This is a genomic window from Lysinibacillus sp. NPDC093210 (assembly GCF_044753985.1).
Taxonomy (GTDB): domain Bacteria; phylum Bacillota; class Bacilli; order Bacillales_A; family Planococcaceae; genus Lysinibacillus.
In genome coordinates, this window is the sequence record NZ_JBIVOE010000006.1 from 239,067 (window position 1) to 258,984 (window position 19,918).

A 19,918-nucleotide genomic window follows, 5' to 3' on the forward strand; every position below is an offset into this window, starting at 1 on the left:
GGACTCCTTCGGGACCTGTTGCTCCTGTTACACCTTGGATTCCTTGGGGGCCCGTTGCTCCGGTTTCTCCTTGTATGCCTTGAATTCCTTGTGCACCGGTTTCTCCTTGTATGCCTTGGATTCCTTGGGGACCCGTTGCTCCAGTTTCACCCTGAATTCCTTGTACACCCGTTGCTCCGGTTTCACCCTGAATTCCTTGTACACCCGTTGCTCCGGTTTCCCCTTGAATTCCTTGTGCACCGTTTTCTCCTTGTATGCCTTGGACTCCTTGGGGACCTGTTGCTCCAGTTTCACCCTGAATTCCTTGTACACCCGTTGCTCCGGTTTCACCCTGAATTCCTTGTATCCCCGTTGCTCCGGTTTCCCCTTGAATTCCTTGTGCACCGTTTTCTCCTTGTATGCCTTGGATTCCTTGGGGACCCGTTGCTCCTGTTACTCCTTGGATTCCTTGGGGACCCATTGCTCCCGGTGTTCCCTGTGGACCTGTTGCCCCAGTCGGACCAGTCACTCCTGTGAAATTTTTAGAAGTATAAGGGTAATTATAACAACCATCCTCATTACATTTAAATCTATATTGGTTAACGCCTTTTGAATCTAAAATGGAATATTCACTATCGTTAGTTATTCTTCTTAGATAATAACTACACGACATTAGATCACCTCCTGTCTCATTTTAATGTATTCTTTAAAGATTTAGCCAAATAGACAATATACCTAAGTGAAGTTAGTGAAATGAAGCTACTTAAACAATCTCCCTTTTCTGGGGCTCATTTATAATTTAAAAGAAATTTTTGTTATTTTAATGCTAAAGTTACATACATAGCTATATCATTTTGCCATGAGCAAATTGCTTAAAAATTGATAGCAATTTTCTTTTTCTTTGAAGCATTCATGCAAATTTTTATTTTCAATTTCGTAAAATTTATTTGTTTTTCGAATGGTATATTTACCGATAAGGATTTCTTCATTTTCACAAAGCCGATTCAGTGCCTCATATATAGGGTCAATCGAAACGCCAATAATATCATAAATATTCACATTTTCCATCTTCATCCCCCTTATTTCTAAGCAAAAGATTTATTAAAAGTAATTATTTTATAAATGTATACGTCATACTAATCGGTAAAGAAGTTACCATGAAAACTATTTACTAAATTTTATTTTGACAATTCTTGTTGGAAAGTTCAACCTACAATTTACCCAAAATTTACTAGCCCTACACTGACAAATGCTTCCCAAATTAAAATTGAAGTTGCTTAATAATGCCAAAAACCCCTTGCGATTTCACTTAGCAATGTCTGTCATCCCTTTGTGTTAATAAAGTCAATTCAGTTTAAGCAATAAAAGCTATGCACAAAAATACCTCACTAAAATAGTGAGGTTACGTAGTTAATTTTATTAGAATATCTATATTCAATACTTAATTTCTTCATATTATCGTACCTCAGTAACCCAATAAAAAAATTTTACTGCGTGATATTTGACGACCATCCTGACAATCTACTTTAGCAACTCCAAATGCTTGCTTAAACGATCCCAAGTTTCTGTAATGCCTTGCAACATGCCCATTTCATGACAGACTTAAGGGCATCAGTTGAAACATATTCAACGTGGAAAGTCCTTAAAAATGCATTCAAATTGTGGAATCTTTCTTCCATTACACACTGAGTTGACAATACGGGATAGATTTTATTCATAAAACCACATGGTATAATAATCCAAAACTCCATGCTAATAAAATTACAAAATTATTATGTAGTGGTTTAATTTTAATACCAAAAATTTAAAGGAGGAAACAAATCTTGATTACAAACAAAATAAACATAAGGAAAATGACAGTTAATGATTATGGTTTAATGACTAAATGGTTAAGGACAAAAGAAGTTTTAGAGTTTTATGGAGATATTAATTCACCATATACAATTGAAGAAGTTAGGAAAAAGTATGAACCAAGAATACGTGGTGAATGCACCGTTTCTCCTTTTATTGTTGAGTTAGACGATTTAGCAATAGGATATATGCAACACTATCCAATCCAAGTACATGAGCAAAAAGATTTCGGTTATCTCGAAAATCAAGTAATTTATGGAATAGACCAATTTATCGGTAATCCTAATCTGTTTAATAAAGGCTATGGGACAACAATGGTTAGTAAATTTATTGACTTTATTATTAAAACGACTGACGTCGAAATAATAATTTTAGACCCTGAAATTTCGAATGAAAGAGCAATTCGATGTTATGAAAAATGCGGATTTTCGAAGGTAAAAATAATTAATAATGAAAATAATTATTTAATGGAAATGACAATCAATAAAATCTAATTTTTCTAGGCACCTTCCTATTCAGGATAAGAGTCCCCTCCACCTTCTCTTGAAAGCCCTAACGATTTAAAAATAAATCAATTTTAGAAACATCAGTAAAAATACAGACTTTCCACATATAAGAAATATTTTGTATAGGACAACATACAAGGAATAGTTTAGTTTACATACTCTAATCATATACGATTAGAAGGAGGTTCAGTGTGAATAAAGAACCTAACAATTTTAAAAAGTTCAAGTTTAAAACAAATCCTAGTTGTCATTGTCACTGTTGCGGTTTTTGTTGTAATTGTAGTTGTAAACCACCATATTTACCTGTACAACCAAGCTGTAACTATCTTGTATATGTTACAGACGCTGGTCAATTAGAAACTCCCGATAATAGAGTGTCAGTAATCGATACAGCAACTAATACTATTGTCGCTAACATTCCAGTAGGAAGTGCTCCTCTCGAAGTCTCGATTTCACCAAATGGCGAATTCGGTTATGTTCCTGCACTCTTTTCAAATAATGTAACAGTTTTTAATACTGCAACAAATATGGTAGTTGCTACTATACCGGTTGGAGTTAATCCGCTTGGTGTGGCGATTTCACCAAATGGAACACTTGCATATGTATCTAATCACGGATCAAACACTGTATCTGTCATAAATACAGCGACTAATACTGTAACCGCGACAATTCCAGTAGGGCTTCAACCTCAAGGTATTGCGTTTACGCCAAATGGTGCATTTGCCTACGTGGCAGATGAAAATTCAAATGCAGTATCAGTTATTAATACCACTACTAATACTGTGGTAGATACAATCCCGGTTGGAATTCGCCCTAGATCAATCGTTTTCACACCTAATGGCCAATTTGCTTATGTTACAAATGAAAATAGTAGCACTGTTTCAGTAATTAATGCAGCAACTAATACGGTAGTTGATACAATACCGGTTGGAACAGGCCCTGTTGGATCAGCAATAACTCCTGATGGCACACTTATTTACATTGTAAACAAAGGTAGTAATACTGTATCAGTCATAAGTACCGCTACAAATCTAGTAATTGCAACAATTCCTGTAGGATTATCTCCAGACCAAGTCACAATCTTGCCAGATGGAAAATTTGCTTATGTTACAAATCAAGCTGACAATACTGTGTCAGTAATAGCAATTGCAACAAATACGGTAGTTGATACAATACCAGGATTTAATGGTCCTACTGGCATAAAAACGGGAACCATCTGTAATTCAAACTAAACATTCGCTATTCGCAGTAATTGGAAAAGCATTTGGTTCAACAAAATAAAACCAGAATAATTCTACAAACGTAGAATTCATTCTGGTTGATATTTGTAATTATGTGCTTTACCAATATTTTAATTTTTCTCGTTTAAATCATCTGGATAAACAATCGTATTAATTACTTCACCATTCGATTCATTTTTGAAAATGACTGTCACCTTATATTTTTCTGGAGCTACACCATTAAATAACTGATAATACATACCTGTAATTGCGAGTCCAAAAGAAGCAATCGTATCAAGGCTGTTTTCAAATTCTTCTTTGTTTACCGACAATGTAAATTCTGAAAATGTTTTATTATAACTTACATCTTTAATAGAGGTAAAATCTTCACTCGTTTTAATCTCCTCTACTGATTGAATAATCCCCTCTTCTAATTCTTTCATCATTTTTTTGTGCTCTGCTTTAGACATTTTATAAGTAATAGAACCATCTTCATTTTTTATAACTTCCTTGATTCCATCATTTTTTGCTTCAGCTATAACTTTTTCAATATCTTGACCTTCAAAAAAAGAACCTGGTATGGTTACTTCTACATTTAAAACCCCTTTATCCACTTTTAGTGGCTCTCCATCAGTTGTATTTTCAGTTGCGTTTTCAGCAGTCACTTCTTTTTCAGTCCCACCCTCTTTTTCCTTATCTTGACTACATGCTGCTAAAAGCATACCTAGCAATAATAAAAATGGTACTATTAATCTTTTCTTCAATTTTAATTCCTCCTTTACATAAATATACATAATTTGGAGATGTTCGACCAGATAAAAAAGCCACATCTTATTAGATATGACTTAACTCTAATTTAATAATAATAAATGAATTACAGCAAGAATCCCCATTGAATAAATAATTGATCTTGAAAACGAATTTTTAAACTCGTTTCGAGGGTGCCGTTCAAAAAATAAGTGCAGGATTGCATGAATGATAAAGAATGGAACAAGGACCCAAAAAATAACTTTTTGAAACTAACTGAAAAGTAAGGAATGGATAAAAAAAATTCACAGTTTTATGCTAGGGAAACATTTTTTAGACGGAATTTTACTCAAATTCCCTTCTTAATATAGAAAAAATAGCAAGATCAACATATTTTCCATTCTCAAATTCATGTTGTCTTAAAACTCCTTCTTTATAAAAATTTAATTTTTCTAACAATCTAATTGATGATTGATTTTCTGGCTCGACTTTCGCTTCGATTTTATTCATTTTCATTGTCAAAAAGGCAAAAGAAATAATACAACTTATCGCCTCTTTCATAACACCCTTCCCCCAATAGCTTGGATTTAAATCATATCCAATTTCAATACGATTATGTTCTTTTTTATAATTCAAAAACCCACAAGTACCAATTACTTTTTTAGACTCCGCTTCTTCAATTACCCATCTAAAACCAGTCTGTTCTCTTAAAATCGTATCATACCAATTCAACTCATTTTTCGCATCATTAATAGACTTAAATGGTGTTAACGGAGTATATCTAGTCACTTGCTCATTTGAATACAAAACAAAAATATCATGACAATCCTTTTCTACCGCTTTACGTAAGATAAAACGTTCAGTTTCAAACCTCGGAAAATTAGTAAATGTAAAATCAAAATCCACATTACCACCCTCTTTTACTTTAAATGAACAACTCTTGCCATAATAGTAACATATACCTTAAAAATTAATTCAAAATTTCGAACACGACAAACGAACATCCAGCTATTACACTGAATTGGTTTTGTTCTAGAATTTAACTAATTATAAAAAACATAGGGTATTTCCCAATGTCTACATGTTCTGTCCACTCACATTAATAGTCTCAGCAACTGTAAAAATCCTCATCAACAATGATTAAATACTTTAAAATGAAGTTTTAATTTTTATCCATTGCAGCCATTTGCCCTTTACTTCATTTTTAAAACGAATAAAATACTACAAATGGAGGTGGAAATATGGATAATTGTAATAACTGTAATAAACGGTCCTGTTTATGTGGACAACAAAAAAGGCCATTCACTGCCGTAGAACTCTGTGGCATTACTGGTGTCACTCCAGTAACACCACCTACCCCTTGTAACGGTTTATGTGAATACGGATATATATACAATCTAAGTGCGGGAGTTGTCGCTATAGAGGCAGATATTATTTTCGATTCAACAGGCTTAGTGACACCTGGAATTACGCACGTTCCGGGAACCTCTCAAATTTTTGTTACCACTCCAGGGGTCTACGAAGTTACTTTCATCGTATCAGGTGTCGAACCTAACCAATTCACACTATTTTTAAATGGGGCACCTGTTCCTCAAGCAGTCTATGGTTCAGGAGCTGGCACTCAGCAAAACACTGGTCAGGCACTAATTTCTATAGCTTCCGGAGGTATTCTTACACTTAGAAATCATTCATCTGCCGCAGCAGTTACCCTGCAAACGTTGGCGGGAGGCACACAAATAAACGTAAACGCTTCTATTATCCTTAAATTATTAAGTCCAATTGTCTAGAGATATAAAGATTCTGTTTGTCCTATAATTTTAAAAGAATAGATTTCGTATTAGGAGTGATTAACCTTTTGCACAGGAGTTACTCCTTTTTTTATATTTATGCAGACATTTTGCAATACCCCTCTTTTTCGTTAGAGGCCCCGAACATTAACTTCTTTATTTTATTTCCGCATATTTCTGGTCATTCCACAATGTTTCGCTGCCCCACTATAAAAAATGTTTATTAATAATCAATTGAGCTCTTTCATCAATGTTAGAAGGCAAATCTTTCGCTGAAAAATATTTTAAATCTAAACTTTCCCCATCTGACATTACTATTTCGCCATAGGTCTCTTCTGCAAGAAAAACACTAATTACGTTATATACTTCATCACCATTAGGATACTTAAAGTAAAGTTGTGGTCCAGATAACAATTCAAGAAATGTAAAATGATTAGCACTTAAACCAGTCTCTTCAAATAATTCTCTTGCAGCCGTTTGCTCTAGACTTTCTCCTATTTCCATTGCCCCACCAGGCAGTCCCCATTCTTCAGTATCTGACCGATGTTGAAGTAATATCTCGTTATTGCTATTTAAAGCAATGATAGTAGAACCTACTAATATTAATGGTCTAGTCCCAACAAACCCTCTAATTTCTTTTATATATTCAGCTATAATCAATCACCGCCTCAGTATTCGTCTTAATTTTTACAAGCAGTCAATATAGGTTGGTAATAACCTGTATTCACAGGGAAATGCCACTCAACATCTACGAAACCAGTTGCTTTCAATACTTTATTAATTTCTTCGCGCAACAATGCTCTGTATTCTGTTCTATTATGTGTAGTTTTCCATTCACCGTTAATTTCTAGCATAATAAATTGATTTACTGTATACGTTTTTCCATCTCCCGCCCAATCATAAACCTGAAAAGCAATTCTCTTCCCATCATCGAAAACCTTTGGCTGTGTAGTTGTTAACTTCTCTTTTACCATGGCATCGTAATCTCTTATAGTAACTAAAAGTAAACCATTATACTGTAGCTTGGCGTGCATATTTTGAAAAGCTTTGTACAAATCTTCATCCGTAATTAAATGTGGAATAGCATTATCCGCAGACAGGACTATATTAAATAATCCAGTTACATCTGTTTCTAACGATCGAAAATCTGCCACTCCAAAGTTTATTTTTACCCCATAACTTTCTGCTTCTTTTTCGGCTCTCTTGACAGATACAGCACTTATGTCAGTAGCACTTACATCATACCCGTGTTTTGCTAACCCGATTGCTTGTGTACCAATGCCACATGAGCAATCTAAAATTGAAATGTTATGTGTGGAAGACAAGCCTAACTTTGATTGGATAATATTATTTAGAATTTCGCTTTGACGTGCAATTGCTAAATGCCAATCAACAAATATAAGATGATAATCTTCTGCAATTGCATCGTAAAATTTTAAAACTGAATCTTTCAATATAAAGCCCCCTTAATTGTATTTCTTGAACAAATTCTGGTATGTCAGATTTGCTTGTCCACACTATCACTAAAAAATAAAGTCTTATATAATAATGTATTTTTTATTATTCTATATTAATAATTACATTTGAAAGGTGTGCTATTGTGGCAAAATTATTTAAAATGGAATCACCTAAATTACCTTTAACTTTAGAAAAAGCAAATTTTCAAGATATTTTTTATGAAGAAGATTCGTACTTATCAAATTGTGTAATCTCTAACACCGTCATTGATAATGAGTGTATTGAAAGACTTATACTATCAAAAGTACTTTTTAAAAATGTAAGATTCATAGATGTAACTTTTAGAAAAATTGATTTGACCGATGTAATTTTTGAAAGCTGTGATTTATCGAATGCGAGCTTTAGTGAAGGACTAATTCACAGAGTCAAATTTGAAAACTGTAAATTATTAGGTTTGAATTTAGCAGAAGCTAATTTAGGAAATGTATCTTTTGAAAATTGTATAGCGAATTTATGTGACTTCTCAGAAACTCGTTTAAAACAGGTCATTTTTAATAATTCAACACTACAAGGTGCCAATTATTTTGAATGCAAATTTAATAAGGTCTTATTTAATGAATGTGATCTTAATGATGTTGATTTTTCTCAAACATCATTAAAAGGAATTGATATTAGCACATGTAGATTTGAAAGGTTGAATGTTACGTTGGAAAGTTTGAAAGGTTGTGAAGTATCTTCTGAACAAGCTGTTGGGTTTGCTTCATTGTTAGGCATAAAAGTAGTATAGAAATTGCTAGACTCTGGATTATTTAATCCAAGTAGGATTCGAATAGGTAATATGAAAATAACAAACATCTTGCCTTCTTCCTAGTTCAATTGCTACTTGGTTTTTTCATCGATAGGAAAACTAACACTATTAAAAGTTTATGTATTAGGCTTTTATTTTATTTTCCATGTATCGACAATTAGCACAAAGAAAATCTTTATGAATAAAAATAGCACTATACATATTAGACCATGGCATTTGTTCAGAACATCTATCACATTTATCAATATATTTATCATATAATATACCATTCCCTAGAAAGAAAGCCCATTGTTCATCTGACAATTTATCAGGTCCGTATTTAATGAGTAGTACTGCAATTCCCAACACTTCACCATCATCAAATTTGATTGTTTTAATGAGTTTTTCCAAATAAGATATAAATGTAGATGGTTCATTTTTTATTCTCAATTTGATCTCTACAATTTGCATCACACTTCCCCTTTTTTCATTTTAAAATGAGGTTTAAGGAAATTATAGAGTAAATCAAAAATCCCTACTAGATTTACATGTATAATTTTCCTTTAAAAAATAAATTAATGTATAAGCTAAACTTTGCCTACTGCAATGTTACTAAAAAATGGCTTTATGATTTTACAAAGAAAAACTCGCAATTTGCCATCAAATAATCAAAATGCGAGTTTTTATATTATTTTGAAGCGCTCAGTGTCTGTAAGTTTATATAACCTTGTTCTGCTACTAGCAAAGCCATCCCCTAATCTTATATAAATTATATTTCCCCCCACATATCTTGCGCTTTTTTAAATAATGTTTCAACCTGTTCTTTGTTATTGTCAATTATTTCTTCATGAACATCATCGATAACGCTTAGATCCCTTTTAATCATAATAGAGTAAGTTTGCTTATTTTCATCTGTAATTTGAATACCATATTGATTATCTCCTATGAATGATGGCCATATGATTAATGCATATTTATTATCTTCTGTTGAAACAGCTAAATTGCCCACTAACGATAAATAATCTGGAAATTTCACATTATAAAGATAAGCATTTTGCGATAATACATAACTACGATTTGGTATAAATTCCTCTAAGTCTCCTGTATATTTAGAATACTTAACATTCATCCAGGCATACCACAATAAATTGTAGACAATAAACATAGAAAATATAGTTGCTAAAATGATGATCATTTTTTTCTTTTTTCTCATATTTCAACAATCCGCTCTCCTCTTTTTTTAATGTCTTCATCGTGCGTAACTAAAATAATCGTCTTTCCATCTTCATTCATGTTTTTTAATATACTCATTACTACGTCTGCATTTGCTTTATCTAATGAGCCTGTCGGTTCATCTGCCAAAATAATATCGCATTTTTTTATCATTAATCGCGCTAGGGCAATTCTTTGCTGCTCCCCACCAGATAGCGTATAAATCTTATCATTTATTTTATTTAATAACCCTACAGACTTCAACGCTTCTTCTAAACTAATATTGGAGCGATTCTTTTGTTTAATCATTTTTAAATTATAGCTTACGGTTTTATCTTCAATTAAAGCAAAGTTCTGAAAAAGAAATCCCACCTTATTGCCAAAATAATTCAACTGATTTTTTTTTTGACTTATATCCATCTTTTCAACTAAAATTTCGCCACTATCTATCTGTTCAATCGCACCAATCATATTTAAAAGTGTTGTTTTACCACATCCACTTGGCCCCGAAAATACAATAAACTCTCCATCTTGAATAGTTAAACTAAAATCTTTAAATAATTCTCGATTTCCAAAGGATTTACTTAAGTTCTTAATTTCTATCATTTAACGGATCCACCTTTAAGAATTGATTGTATGCTTCTATTTTCTGTTATTCTTATGTAATAGAAAACAAAGCAAAGTTCTAATAACACAACTGAAAACCCACCAGTGATTAAGTATAGTTCCGAACTCCACTCAAGGAAATGCCCTATTATAAAAGCAACCATTCCTGCAATACCACCAAAAATAATAGTTGTTAAAAATAATTTTTTATATCTTTCAAATAAGCCATAGCCCATTATTTTTTTCAATGCAATTTCAACCGCATTGATACTATATTCGTAGTTTAAAATGGTTTTAATAATGATGGCTTCTAAGATTAATAAAATTGTGAGTAAAACGGAACCTATTACTATCCCTTTTTTATAAATGTTCCATTGATGAAGATAATGTTCAAATACATTTGTCTTGAAATTATTTGCTTTCGATAAATCTAAATGGTTTTTCTCTATAAATTGTTCCCACTCATAGTCTTGAATTTTATACATGGATGTTCCAAATATAAAAACATTCCAGTAAGGGTTAAGCGCATTTGTGTCCATATTGTTTAATAAAATGATTGGATTCTTCACCATCTTACTACTAATATTAAAACCTTTATCTATTGCTATAATATCTAGTTGTTTTTGATAGGCAATAATATTAAATTCATAAGGGTGTGGATAGTACGTTTCCCATATTTTTATCATTTCCGTTTGAACACTTTTAGAATTATATTTTTCTGGAACTAAAAAATACACTTTTTGTTCGAGCGAAGCAGTATTAAATTCGCTTATTTTATCATGTAAATACTCAAGGGTACCGCTATCAGCATAAACAAATGGAGAACCTAAGTCTTTAGTTTGTAAATCTACTAAAGAAAGGGTGTTATTCATTGCAAGATTCTCTTTATAAAAATCAAACCTTAATTGTTGTGTCACTTCACCGTCTTCAACATTTATATTTACATAAGAATAATCTTTAGCATTTTCAAAAAAAGGTTTTTGTTTATAAAATTTTAGCCCTTCATCAATTACCGTTAGACATCCCGCAGCCAGTATCACCGTTATACAAATAGTAATAATTTTGTATACATAACTGAACTGCAAAACTTTTTTGACACTATCTTTGGATTTCATATCTTTTTTATAATCACCTAAAAAAAGTGTGAAAAAGATAGATGCGTTGATTACAACAAAAATTGCAACTAATAAAAGGGCAATACTAAAATGATAACTTGCGGTCGTAAACTGTAAAAATAATAGTATTAGCACTAAAAACGTGGAAATAAAAAACAATGTGTCTGCGATGATATTTCGAAAAACAATATGTTGCAGTCTTTCTCCAGAAATAACTCTTATCGCTACTTCTTTCCTCATTTGAGCCACTTCGTAGAAAGTTATTAAAAGTAAAAGACCTAATATAATAACCCAAGTAATGCTAATATTGAAGGCACTATTAAAGGCACTATATCCCTCCTGCGGAAACTTTCCTGCATACTTATCAATCAGTTTTTGCTTAAAACGAGTCTGGTTTTCTTTATCCCCAATCAAATAATATTTTTCAAACTTATTGACATCTGGAATAGCGGCGATTGGCAATACCTCAAATTCGATATCCCCTAAAAAGATGCTTTGATAGTGACCTGGTTGTACTGAGGAATTTTCCTTTAAATAGTTTGCGGTTCCTTCTGTCGCATATATCTTTATATTTTCAGAATAAACAGTGGAAATTTTTCTATCTACCACAAAAACCTCTAAATTCTCTTCCTTAGCTGCTGTTGTAATATCCTTTAACATCTCATCTTGAGGAATATGGATAGACATTACTCCATTTTTATACATCGTAACGTAATCATATTTCGTATCAAAGCTAACTAAATGCCAGACATATGTCTCTCCGATAAAAGTAAACCCTATACTAAATAGTATTACGCTAAGAATATACTTTGCTTTTTTCACTGCAATCACCCTGTTATGAATTAGAATACTTTTAGCAGCAAAAGCGAGTTAACCTAGTGTTAACCCGCTTTTGTAGTTCAACTAGATTACCAATTACAACGATATATATAAGTATTAGTATTTCCATGACGTACTTCTACTTTTGATAGTCTTGAAGCATCACGACTTGGACCTGTATGCCAATCACCATTATATAAGGAGGCATAATGTTCTTTCGTTGCATGGTTTGCCCATACATAATCTTCATTAATAAAGCGTGTGTTATAACCATACATTATGTTAGCTAATCCATCTGATCCTGTAGCATACCGTTCCCAAGCTTTAACAAAGTTTTCGCTATACGTAGCTTCTAATTGTAGCAGCGGAAACAGGAACTACTGCTAAAAACATTGCACTGACCATAACTAAACCTACGGATAAATTTTTCACTCTTCTCTTAAACATAAACTACGTCTCCTTTCTTAATTTTTTGCGAATATTATATACTATCAAAATATAAAAATCAATATGGTTTACTGAATTTTCAGATTTATTATAGCGTCTAAATTAATAATTAATAGAATAAGAAAAGACCAGCTCGTTTATTCGCTTGGCTGGTCGTTACATTGAGTTCTATAATAGTATTTACTTCAATAAAGAATAAATATTCGTATCATATGGCATATCATTCTGATGCATAAAGTTTCTTAAAACCCCTTCTTTTTCAAACCCTAATTTTTTTAATAGCTTGTTGGATGCATCATTTTCAGTAAACACAATGGCTCCGATACGCACTAAATCCATCTCCTGAAAACCATATGATATAACTTTTTCTACAGCTTCCTTTGCATAGCCCTTTCCCCAACTTTCGGGAAATAGTGCGTAACTAATATCAGCTTTTTTATGCTCTGTGGACCACTCTTGAAAACCAATAGTCCCGATAATCCCCTCTTGCCCTTGCACTTCAATTCCCCATTTAATGCCTCGTTTATCATTGAAATTATTAGAGAAATTTTGGATGATATGTTTCACTTGTTCGATGCTTGTTAATGGCTTTTGTCCATAGTGACGTAAAACGTCTGGATTTGAGAAGCAATTTAATATCGCTTGCGCATCTTTATCTGTCAGTTCTCTTAACACTAAACGATCAGTATTTAATATTGGAAACATTTCTTCACGCTACTTTCGAAAATAGTATTTTTACCATTCTATAACAATAGCTTTATATTTACATTACTTATTTTCTTCTGTAGTGCAAAATCGAACATCACTAAGTAATATGAAATTTTTAATATTGGAAACAAATAAATGTATTATCTATGCTATTGATGAAGGAAATTATGTTTAATACGAAACAGCACTCTCCTACGTTGGTTTTAATAAAAATAGCATCTCACTCAAAGTGAGATGCTTTCTATTTATTGAGGAACTACTTCAGATATTTTGTCAAAGTCTAGAAGATATCCACCGATTTTTGCTTTTTCTAACTCTTCTATATATTCTTCTTTTCGCTCATTAAGTCTGTCATCAAGTGTGTTTTGATAGGCCGGAAATAGATTGTAATCTACTGGTTTCCCCATAAGTTCACCTCTTATTTTATATTTTTTATTTATTATATGCTATATTGATATTTTCTGACAATCATGAATGGTAAATTTGATTATTAAGTTCGACAATATCACAAGAACATAGGCTTATTATACAACTCGTCTATTATACTATTTTCCTATCAAACGTACTTATTCACTTGAGTGACTGATGAACTATATTATTTGGAGTCATAACGAATGGAATTTGTTGAAGGCAATTCGTTATATAAAACAAGCAGATTTTCTTCATTACTATTTCATCTACAAGCAATCATAAAAATTATTAGATAAACATCCGTTAATTGTTATAATTAGAATGAATGAATTAATGAGGAAGAAGCTAAGAGGATATTTTCAAGTAAAAAAACAATTATTTTTTATCTAGTTTACAGGCTAATAGCTAGCTATTATAACTATTTCGACATAGTAATAGTAGTGTAAAGCTAATTTAGCTTTGCACCTCCTGATTTGTTGGTTAGGGTCACTCTGGTCCAGTGACCCTATTTAATTTACTAAAACAAATTTAAAAGAAAGTGGCGTTGCAATATGGAATTTTGGCTAAACATTCAAACACTAATATGGTTATTTCCTATTATTTTCATTGTTCACGATTTTGAAGAGATTATAATGGTTGAAAAATGGTTACATAACAATCAAAACAAGTTATATAAACAATTGCCACCAAAATTAGCAGATCGAATAGTAAAACAATTTTCCATGACTACTGCTCAATTTGCAGTAGCAGTCATCATTGTTTTTTTATTTGTCAGTGGAGCTACTGTTGCTGCTAATCTATATTTATATAATGGCTTAACGATGTTGTTTCATCAGTATTTTTTATCCATGCATTTACTCACATTGGGCAAACAATCTTTTTTCGCTCTATTACCCCTGGTAGTGTTACATCGTTAATTATTATTATTCCATACAGCGTTATTTTATATAAATCGTTATTTTTTCAGGGAATCATTACTTGGAAAATGATTTTGATTAGTTTACCTTTTGGGCTTTTATTTTTCCCTATTGTTTTAACAGCCCACTGGATAGGTAGAAAGGTTATTTAAAATTTTAACTTACGCAAAGTCTTTTGTTTCTCACTTTCTTTTTACTTTTTACTCGGATCGCTTGTACTTAGATACAATAATTCCATTCTTTTAGGAAAATCGTTTTAGTTTTGCTGTAAGCGTCCACTAACGAAGCAAAGCTGTTATTCTGTAGCATATTTAATGAATTTGTCTATTTTACATATTTCAAATGCTTTTTGACAAATGTAATAATGTATTGCACTTCCTCTTCCGTCATCTCTACTAAGCTACAAACTCTTCGTAGTTTGGCAGGTGACTTTAATTGTTCTCGCACTTTATCAATTAGCATGTATTTACACTTTCGTGGATTGACATAATCTCTTATTTGCTTATAGCGTAAGTATGCATAACGAGCAAATGCATTCAGCATCTCTCTCTCATAACCTTCTCGTTCTAAGTTCATGACAGCTGCGTCTATCTCTTCAGTTTCAAATATCCAGGATCCGTCAGTCAATTGCATAGTACCACCTCTTCCTTATAAGCTTGAGTAGGCTTGTTGATGTAAAAAATCAGGACATCATCAGTAAGCAGTTTTTTTGGTAACTCCTCTTTCGTCATCAATGTTCCCCGATTTTTAAAAATTGCCATTTCAGATTATCTACATCATCAACTTTCCTTCATCTATAATCATTAAATGCATCATAAAAAGCCACACCTAGTTAGATGTGACTCTTTTTTTATTTTTATCAATATTTACTTGTCCATCTTGCATTTTTCACTAATCTATTTCTTTAAAAAGTAAATCACCATAATGGTGTAAAGATACCCACTATGTCACCGACTTGAGGAATTATTTTCACCTCATGTTAAGGTTGCATCAAATTAATTCTTCCCTAAGGGTGAGAGGTGTTGACTATTATTCCATTTGCTCTGGTCTTGTTTAATAAAATGTTGCCATTTCCTGTGTGGGTTATCTTTATTGTGGATTCGCAACTTTACTTTACAGTTACTATTCATCATCCTTTTTATCATCGTTATCCTTTTTTAGCTGTGCAAAAGCATTAGCTAAAAACTTCGGGACACGAATTCCTAACTTACCTAAGTTTTCGATAATGCTAATACCTTCCATTCCTATTAAAAATAAAATCATAGCATTACGCATAAAATCTCCGCTTTCTGTAGCATTGTCCAATTGCACAGCTGCTATGACCATTAAAATCATGGCTGTTTTTTTCAAAAGCCCTTTAAACGTTTTACGAGAATCAATATCTTTTATAATCCAACCAACCATTACTCCTAATGTCAAATCGATAGCCATTAAGATTGTTAAAGATGTTACCAATTCATCTACACCGCCAATTAGATATGCAATTAATGCAGTCATACCACCTACCAACGATGACCAAAGCGTATTTGTTTCCAGAATATCACCTACTTCCTCATTATTTAAAACCCACACAGGTGATAGCTGAAGGCACAAACATACTTTAATTTTCATAAAGTACATCGTTTGATTTAGTCAATAACAGCCTCCATTTCTAGCATATTCAATTGCGTAATCGATGAACGTTAACAAAAATACAGAAAAACGAACATAAAAAAATATTTTATGATCAGTAATCTATCTTCTAGAAAATAATTAGATGTACCTCTCCTCTTCTAGCCGCTAGCGATTTCTCTTCCCTTGTTTATATTGAAAGCACTTTATTACACGAGAAAATACAATCTATGTATTAAAACATTGTAATGTTGTAAAATATTAGTAAGTTAAAGGCAGACTCAAAATAAATGTAATGGAGGCTTTAAAGTGAAAATAAAAATCGCTACATTGAACGAAATTTATGAAATTGAATGCTTATATCAAGAGCTATTTACTGAAATGTCCAACTTACAACCAAAGTATATAAAACCTGCAAAACAAGATGTGACATTTATACAGAATACGATTACTAATAAAGATTCAGATATTTTAATAGCGGATATAGATAACCGAACAGTAGGCTTTTTGCTTATACAAGAAGCTACGACTCCACCATATACTTGTATAGTTGAACATAATTACGCTTTTATCGTAGATATTATTGTTGGAAGTCAATATCAAAATCAAGGTATCGGTTCCGCTTTGCTATGTGAAGCGAAAAAATGGGCAAAAATTCGTCAGTTAGATTACTTGGAGTTGAACGTTTTATCGGAAAATATGGGTGCAATTACTTTATACGAAAAACAAGGTTTTCAAGATATGAGCCATACAATGCGTTTGGAATTGGCGTAGCTTATAATCTTACAGTTTTTCTATCGACGATATATTGATTTCAATGTAGACGCATGCTTTACATGAACACCATTTATTGTGCGAATTAAACAATTTGCTATACAACTAAAGGCGAGTACTCTATACAGTTGTCCACTTTGCTTTGCAATCCTATGCCAAAATAAAAAAGTATGTTATACTATTTGTACTGACAAACCAAAAAGGTAACCAATATTGAGCTGTAGCGTCTTTTTGCGCTACAGCTTTTTTTTAGGCAAATTTTTTCTACCTATTCAATACAATCTTTTTTGTTTTACTAAAAACATTTCTAAAACAGAACATGAAAATTGGGATAAATACCCCTCCGCATTTCTACAATGAACATATTATAAATTGAAGGAAGGAGGAATGTTTCATGGGATACTACGGAAATGCAGGTAATTGGAACAATAATTTTTATGGTGGATATAGCATGGGCGGTAGTTACGGTGGAGGCTGTAACTATGGCGGTGGTTGTAACTCCGGTGACAATTACTACGGTGGCGGCAACGGCAACGGATCAGCATTCGCGTTAATTGTTGTACTCTTTATTCTTTTAATTATTGTCGGTACTGCGTTCATCAATTACTGACATTCAAAGTAATGGATTGTGTGTTACCAGTTTTAAACTCCTATTAACTCCGAGGGTCACTTCCCCAAAGTGACCCTTTTTATATGTCTGTGTTTAAATATTAAAGGAAATAGAAATGTGCAGCTTTATAATTGCATTGGTTGCTTATCAAAATTTCTATACTCATTCTACTCATTTGCAAATGCTCCTTTTCACTAAACCAACATTAGACAAGTATAGCATCATGCATATTCGTAAATAGTAATAATGGTGTCATTACGCCAATTAACTACGATGGAGGGATTGTTGATGAATAACATTCGAGAAGGTTTAATCCCAACTATTTTAGGTTCTGCTGTTACGGCTGCCGGCTATGCCTTAAAGCAAAAAAGTGGTTCTAACAAAATGATTGCAAACACAGTCTTTGGATTTGGTTTAGCACATATCGTGTTAGGAGCAATAGACCTTGTAGAACATCGTCGTTAGTCATTGGAGAGCACATTGTTGTGCTCTTCTTTATTTTTAGGCATTCGAATACCTACATCTCTGTTCGATATTGATCGTGGTTAGGTTTGAACACATAATCTTGGGCATTTCTGACAACAGCAAAATTATCAACATTATAATGACCGTGAAGCGTTTCATTGTGATGCGCAATAATTTGTTTTGCAGAAAGTGCCTTTGAATCAGTTGTTGAATGTCCATCTGCAACAAGTGTGACATCAAACGACTGCACTGTAGCTGACCTCACTGCTGTATCGATACAATGTTCTGTTTTACAGCCCATTATGACTAAATGAACCACTTTCTGATCTTTTAAATATTGCAGCAAGTCAGTTTGATAAAAAGCATTAGTCGCTTTTTTATCTATAAATATTGCTCTAGTTGTTGGAATGTTAATTTCATTATGAACTTGGAACCCAGCCCCTTGTCCATTTGCAACATCTTTATCTCTAATAAAAATAATAACAGCATTCTCTGTTAATGCTTGTTGAATTACAAAATTAATATTTTCAATTAATCTATCTTTCTTAAATACTTCTTGTTCTTCGTTATTACCATCAATTAATTCTTGTTGAGCATCAATAACTAATAAAGCTTGCTTCATTAAATCCCTCGTCTCTATATTTATTATTTATTCCATTAATTACTATAATATATAGTAATGACGCTTGAAAAGTAAAACCTCGAAAAGTGCTCACTTGTATTGTGCCACTAATCGAGGTGTTCGTTTTTAGTTCTTACAATTTTGGATTTATATCTATTATTTATTTTCTTCCAATTTTCTATTTGCCTTTTGCACTTCAAGTAATTCAGATACCGTGACAAATTTGTATCCTTGCTTTTCAAGTTCAGGTAGGATTTTTTCTAAAGCTTTAACGGTTTGTCCCCGATCTCCTCCGCCATCATGAAAAAGAACGATATTTCCTTCTTTAGCCCCTTTTAATACAGTATTTACAATTTTATTAACGCCAGGACTTTTCCAATCCATTGTATCTTGATGCCAAGACCACATCACAACTTTATAGCCTTCTTTTGCAACTGCTTCAATCATTCCATCTGTATATTGTCCTTCTACAGGACGGAATAAAGTCGGAGTATATCCAGTAATACCGTATATCGTATCGTGTGTTTGTTTAATTTCCTTAAGTAAATTTGGAACAGTCGTTCTTAACGGATGAGTATATGTGTGAATGGCTAATTCATGCCCATCTTCATACATTCGTTGAACAATTTCCGAGTTCTTTTCTGCATTTTCCCCAACGATAAAAAATGTTGATTTTGCCTGATATTTAGCTAATATATCTAATATCTCTGGCGTGTATTTTTTATGAGGACCATCATCAAAGGTCAACGCTATAATTTTTTCATTCGTTTTGATTTCCCACAATATTTGCCCTGCTTCCTCATAATACTTCCTTCCTTTATCTGCTGAGAAACTTTTGCTCACAAAAAAAACAGATACCACTAAAATACAAATAGGCATAATTAACAGCATAAACTTCTTCAAAATCTTCACTTCCCAGAGAAAAATATTTAGTACTTTATTATTTGTTGATTTCTTTAAAAAATGCTTTTTATTTTGAATTATTAGCTGTCAACTGAAGTATAAAAAGACTACAACTGTGCCATAATAAATTTAAAGCCATGAATCTCCCTAAACATTTTTCTTTTAAGCTGTAGCATTTTTTGCTACAGCCTTTTTCTGTTTGAAAATGGAATAAACTAGATGAAGATGCAATTTCTTATAAAATGACAAAATACCTCGAGAGCTTAAATGAAGTGACCCCTAAAAGTTAGACACGGTTATTTCATTTAGGCAGCTTGGGTAAACTGAGTTCGGTATTGTACCGGACTCAGTTTTAATTTTGCC

At 32.5% G+C, this 19,918-nt stretch carries 27 protein-coding genes and 1 pseudogene; 9 read left to right on the forward strand and 19 right to left on the reverse strand.

Annotated elements, in window-relative coordinates:
* The 3 genes and pseudogenes from ACIP9C_RS15950 to ACIP9C_RS15960 all read right to left on the reverse strand — a co-directional run.
* The coding region (locus tag ACIP9C_RS15950; RefSeq protein WP_483869671.1) for a collagen-like domain-containing protein at window positions 1-652 on the reverse strand (652 nt) is incomplete at its 3' end.
* Window positions 653-828: 176 nt separating this feature from the next.
* Complete coding sequence (locus ACIP9C_RS15955; protein ID WP_401012182.1) at window positions 829-1,047, reverse strand: hypothetical protein; 219 nt, start codon at window positions 1,045-1,047, stop codon at window positions 829-831.
* A gap of 453 nt (window positions 1,048-1,500) precedes the next feature.
* Window positions 1,501-1,607 (reverse strand): annotated as a pseudogene (locus tag ACIP9C_RS15960) (SRPBCC domain-containing protein); the annotation flags it as partial.
* Window positions 1,608-1,802: 195 nt separating this feature from the next.
* Between ACIP9C_RS15960 and ACIP9C_RS15965 the strand changes: the two are divergent.
* A complete protein-coding gene (locus ACIP9C_RS15965) occupies window positions 1,803-2,324 on the forward strand; it encodes a GNAT family N-acetyltransferase (protein WP_401012184.1) in 522 nt (173 codons plus the stop codon).
* Between the two features lie 203 nt (window positions 2,325-2,527).
* Window positions 2,528-3,568 (forward strand): beta-propeller fold lactonase family protein, encoded by a 1,041-nt coding sequence (locus ACIP9C_RS15970; protein ID WP_401012185.1) that lies wholly within the window; start codon window positions 2,528-2,530, stop codon window positions 3,566-3,568.
* A gap of 119 nt (window positions 3,569-3,687) precedes the next feature.
* On the opposite strand, the gene ACIP9C_RS15975 is transcribed toward ACIP9C_RS15970, so the two are convergent.
* The 3 genes from ACIP9C_RS15975 to ACIP9C_RS15985 all read right to left on the reverse strand — a co-directional run bounded on the left by ACIP9C_RS15975 (window position 3,688) and on the right by ACIP9C_RS15985 (window position 5,209).
* Window positions 3,688-4,320, reverse strand: coding sequence for a hypothetical protein (locus tag ACIP9C_RS15975; protein WP_401012186.1), 633 nt, complete (start codon window positions 4,318-4,320; stop codon window positions 3,688-3,690).
* A gap of 87 nt (window positions 4,321-4,407) precedes the next feature.
* The gene (locus ACIP9C_RS15980) at window positions 4,408-4,563 is read right to left on the reverse strand and encodes a DUF6713 family protein (protein ID WP_401012219.1); all 156 of its coding nucleotides are present in this window, start codon (window positions 4,561-4,563) and stop codon (window positions 4,408-4,410) included.
* Window positions 4,564-4,648: 85 nt separating this feature from the next.
* Window positions 4,649-5,209 carry a GNAT family N-acetyltransferase gene (locus ACIP9C_RS15985; protein WP_401012189.1) on the reverse strand — a complete coding sequence of 187 codons (561 nt, stop codon included), beginning with the start codon at window positions 5,207-5,209 and terminating at the stop codon, window positions 4,649-4,651.
* A gap of 335 nt (window positions 5,210-5,544) precedes the next feature.
* Here ACIP9C_RS15985 and ACIP9C_RS15990 point away from each other — a divergent pair, with 335 nt between their 5' ends.
* Window positions 5,545-6,090, forward strand: a complete 546-nt coding sequence (locus ACIP9C_RS15990) for a collagen-like protein (RefSeq protein ID WP_401012191.1) — start codon at window positions 5,545-5,547, stop codon at window positions 6,088-6,090.
* A gap of 207 nt (window positions 6,091-6,297) precedes the next feature.
* Here ACIP9C_RS15990 and ACIP9C_RS15995 read toward each other — a convergent pair whose 3' ends face one another.
* Window positions 6,298-6,744: an NUDIX hydrolase gene (locus ACIP9C_RS15995; RefSeq protein WP_401012221.1), complete on the reverse strand. Its 447-nt coding sequence runs from the start codon at window positions 6,742-6,744 to the stop codon at window positions 6,298-6,300.
* 26 nt (window positions 6,745-6,770) lie between these two features.
* Window positions 6,771-7,544, reverse strand: coding sequence for a class I SAM-dependent methyltransferase (locus ACIP9C_RS16000; RefSeq protein ID WP_401012193.1), 774 nt, complete (start codon window positions 7,542-7,544; stop codon window positions 6,771-6,773).
* Window positions 7,545-7,690: 146 nt separating this feature from the next.
* Between ACIP9C_RS16000 and ACIP9C_RS16005 the strand changes: the two genes are divergently transcribed.
* Entirely contained in the window at window positions 7,691-8,335 is a 645-nt protein-coding gene (locus tag ACIP9C_RS16005; RefSeq protein WP_401012195.1) for a pentapeptide repeat-containing protein, read from the forward strand.
* A gap of 144 nt (window positions 8,336-8,479) precedes the next feature.
* Here ACIP9C_RS16005 and ACIP9C_RS16010 read toward each other — a convergent pair whose 3' ends face one another.
* The 7 genes from ACIP9C_RS16010 to ACIP9C_RS16040 form a co-directional block, all read right to left on the reverse strand.
* Window positions 8,480-8,806 (reverse strand): hypothetical protein, encoded by a 327-nt coding sequence (locus ACIP9C_RS16010; RefSeq protein WP_401012196.1) that lies wholly within the window; start codon window positions 8,804-8,806, stop codon window positions 8,480-8,482.
* A gap of 298 nt (window positions 8,807-9,104) precedes the next feature.
* Window positions 9,105-9,464 (reverse strand): hypothetical protein, encoded by a 360-nt coding sequence (locus ACIP9C_RS16015; protein ID WP_401012198.1) that lies wholly within the window; start codon window positions 9,462-9,464, stop codon window positions 9,105-9,107.
* 80 nt (window positions 9,465-9,544) lie between these two features.
* Window positions 9,545-10,153 (reverse strand): ATP-binding cassette domain-containing protein, encoded by a 609-nt coding sequence (locus ACIP9C_RS16020; protein WP_401012199.1) that lies wholly within the window; start codon window positions 10,151-10,153, stop codon window positions 9,545-9,547.
* On the reverse strand, window positions 10,150-12,090 hold the full coding sequence (locus ACIP9C_RS16025; RefSeq protein WP_401012201.1) for a DUF1430 domain-containing protein: 1,941 nt from the start codon (window positions 12,088-12,090) through the stop codon (window positions 10,150-10,152). The genes ACIP9C_RS16020 and ACIP9C_RS16025 overlap by 4 nt, the downstream gene beginning before the upstream one ends.
* A gap of 86 nt (window positions 12,091-12,176) precedes the next feature.
* Window positions 12,177-12,461 carry a mediterrocin family bacteriocin gene (locus ACIP9C_RS16030; RefSeq protein WP_483869673.1) on the reverse strand — a complete coding sequence of 95 codons (285 nt, stop codon included), beginning with the start codon at window positions 12,459-12,461 and terminating at the stop codon, window positions 12,177-12,179.
* A gap of 253 nt (window positions 12,462-12,714) precedes the next feature.
* Window positions 12,715-13,239 (reverse strand): GNAT family N-acetyltransferase, encoded by a 525-nt coding sequence (locus tag ACIP9C_RS16035; protein ID WP_401012204.1) that lies wholly within the window; start codon window positions 13,237-13,239, stop codon window positions 12,715-12,717.
* A gap of 248 nt (window positions 13,240-13,487) precedes the next feature.
* Window positions 13,488-13,649, reverse strand: a complete 162-nt coding sequence (locus ACIP9C_RS16040; protein WP_401012206.1) for a hypothetical protein — start codon at window positions 13,647-13,649, stop codon at window positions 13,488-13,490.
* Between the two features lie 555 nt (window positions 13,650-14,204).
* On the opposite strand from ACIP9C_RS16040, the gene ACIP9C_RS16045 reads away from it, so the two are divergent.
* Window positions 14,205-14,570 (forward strand): HXXEE domain-containing protein, encoded by a 366-nt coding sequence (locus ACIP9C_RS16045; RefSeq protein WP_401012208.1) that lies wholly within the window; start codon window positions 14,205-14,207, stop codon window positions 14,568-14,570.
* Complete coding sequence (locus ACIP9C_RS16050; protein WP_401012222.1) at window positions 14,528-14,722, forward strand: hypothetical protein; 195 nt, start codon at window positions 14,528-14,530, stop codon at window positions 14,720-14,722. The genes ACIP9C_RS16045 and ACIP9C_RS16050 overlap by 43 nt, the downstream gene beginning before the upstream one ends.
* 172 nt (window positions 14,723-14,894) lie before the next feature.
* On the opposite strand, the gene ACIP9C_RS16055 is transcribed toward ACIP9C_RS16050, so the two are convergent.
* Window positions 14,895-15,203: a hypothetical protein gene (locus ACIP9C_RS16055; RefSeq protein WP_401012209.1), complete on the reverse strand. Its 309-nt coding sequence runs from the start codon at window positions 15,201-15,203 to the stop codon at window positions 14,895-14,897.
* 489 nt (window positions 15,204-15,692) lie between these two features.
* Window positions 15,693-16,181 (reverse strand): phage holin family protein, encoded by a 489-nt coding sequence (locus ACIP9C_RS16060; RefSeq protein WP_401012211.1) that lies wholly within the window; start codon window positions 16,179-16,181, stop codon window positions 15,693-15,695.
* A 309-nt stretch (window positions 16,182-16,490) separates the two neighbouring features.
* Between ACIP9C_RS16060 and ACIP9C_RS16065 the strand changes: the two genes are divergently transcribed.
* The 3 genes from ACIP9C_RS16065 (at window position 16,491) to ACIP9C_RS16075 (ending at window position 18,030) form a co-directional block, all read left to right on the forward strand.
* The gene (locus ACIP9C_RS16065; protein WP_401012212.1) at window positions 16,491-16,955 is read left to right on the forward strand and encodes a GNAT family N-acetyltransferase; all 465 of its coding nucleotides are present in this window, start codon (window positions 16,491-16,493) and stop codon (window positions 16,953-16,955) included.
* A gap of 394 nt (window positions 16,956-17,349) precedes the next feature.
* Window positions 17,350-17,565: a YjcZ family sporulation protein gene (locus ACIP9C_RS16070; RefSeq protein WP_340824169.1), complete on the forward strand. Its 216-nt coding sequence runs from the start codon at window positions 17,350-17,352 to the stop codon at window positions 17,563-17,565.
* 288 nt (window positions 17,566-17,853) lie between these two features.
* Window positions 17,854-18,030 (forward strand): asparagine synthase, encoded by a 177-nt coding sequence (locus ACIP9C_RS16075; RefSeq protein ID WP_172771828.1) that lies wholly within the window; start codon window positions 17,854-17,856, stop codon window positions 18,028-18,030.
* Window positions 18,031-18,082: 52 nt separating this feature from the next.
* Here the strand turns inward: ACIP9C_RS16075 and ACIP9C_RS16080 are convergent, their stop codons facing one another.
* Complete coding sequence (locus tag ACIP9C_RS16080) at window positions 18,083-18,652, reverse strand: isochorismatase family protein (RefSeq protein ID WP_401012214.1); 570 nt, start codon at window positions 18,650-18,652, stop codon at window positions 18,083-18,085.
* 156 nt (window positions 18,653-18,808) lie between these two features.
* Window positions 18,809-19,555, reverse strand: a complete 747-nt coding sequence (locus ACIP9C_RS16085) for a polysaccharide deacetylase family protein (protein ID WP_401012216.1) — start codon at window positions 19,553-19,555, stop codon at window positions 18,809-18,811.
* Between the last annotated feature and the right edge of the window lie 363 nt (window positions 19,556-19,918).

Coding starts and splice junctions, on each gene's coding strand:
- ACIP9C_RS15955 (WP_401012182.1), bottom strand. CDS start 1,047: ATGGAAAATGTGAATATTTATGATATTATTGGCGTTTCGATTGACCCT.
- ACIP9C_RS15990 (WP_401012191.1), top strand. CDS start 5,545: ATGGATAATTGTAATAACTGTAATAAACGGTCCTGTTTATGTGGACAA.
- ACIP9C_RS16010 (WP_401012196.1), bottom strand. CDS start 8,806: ATGCAAATTGTAGAGATCAAATTGAGAATAAAAAATGAACCATCTACA.
- ACIP9C_RS16015 (WP_401012198.1), bottom strand. CDS start 9,464: ATGAATGTTAAGTATTCTAAATATACAGGAGACTTAGAGGAATTTATA.
- ACIP9C_RS16020 (WP_401012199.1), bottom strand. CDS start 10,153: ATGATAGAAATTAAGAACTTAAGTAAATCCTTTGGAAATCGAGAATTA.
- ACIP9C_RS16035 (WP_401012204.1), bottom strand. CDS start 13,239: ATGTTTCCAATATTAAATACTGATCGTTTAGTGTTAAGAGAACTGACA.
- ACIP9C_RS16040 (WP_401012206.1), bottom strand. CDS start 13,649: ATGGGGAAACCAGTAGATTACAATCTATTTCCGGCCTATCAAAACACA.
- ACIP9C_RS16045 (WP_401012208.1), top strand. CDS start 14,205: ATGGAATTTTGGCTAAACATTCAAACACTAATATGGTTATTTCCTATT.
- ACIP9C_RS16055 (WP_401012209.1), bottom strand. CDS start 15,203: ATGCAATTGACTGACGGATCCTGGATATTTGAAACTGAAGAGATAGAC.
- ACIP9C_RS16060 (WP_401012211.1), bottom strand. CDS start 16,181: ATGAAAATTAAAGTATGTTTGTGCCTTCAGCTATCACCTGTGTGGGTT.
- ACIP9C_RS16070 (WP_340824169.1), top strand. CDS start 17,350: ATGGGATACTACGGAAATGCAGGTAATTGGAACAATAATTTTTATGGT.
- ACIP9C_RS16075 (WP_172771828.1), top strand. CDS start 17,854: ATGAATAACATTCGAGAAGGTTTAATCCCAACTATTTTAGGTTCTGCT.
- ACIP9C_RS16080 (WP_401012214.1), bottom strand. CDS start 18,652: ATGAAGCAAGCTTTATTAGTTATTGATGCTCAACAAGAATTAATTGAT.